The sequence below is a fragment of the Pseudomonas sp. SIMBA_068 genome (assembly GCF_046534705.1).
Taxonomy (GTDB): domain Bacteria; phylum Pseudomonadota; class Gammaproteobacteria; order Pseudomonadales; family Pseudomonadaceae; genus Aquipseudomonas; species Aquipseudomonas putida.
Genome location: NZ_JAWRYI010001476.1, coordinates 1 through 241, shown reverse-complemented (window position 1 = coordinate 241; position 241 = coordinate 1). Strand labels below are relative to the sequence as shown.

Below are 241 nucleotides of genomic sequence, written 5' to 3'. Positions count from 1 at the left end.
CTGGCGCGAAACAGTTGATGGATTACGACATTAAGCTTGGATATAAATCTTTTAACCTTGAGGCCGTGCGTGCGGCACTGCTGGCTGATAAACCCGTTTCGCAAAGCGATTTGAATAAGATTGAATGGGTGATGCAGTATGAAACTATGCCACCAACGCGTTATACCGCGCTACACTGGGCGGGTAAGGTGAGTGATGAAGAGCGGGCGGAAATACTGGCCTGGATTGCAAAACAGCGCGC

The 241-nt window shown here is 49.8% G+C and carries 1 protein-coding gene; it reads left to right on the top strand.

What is annotated here, in order from left to right:
• Window positions 1–241, top strand: a 241-nt coding sequence (locus SB756_RS34545) for a heme-binding domain-containing protein (RefSeq protein ID WP_410913813.1), incomplete at both ends; no start/stop codon positions are given.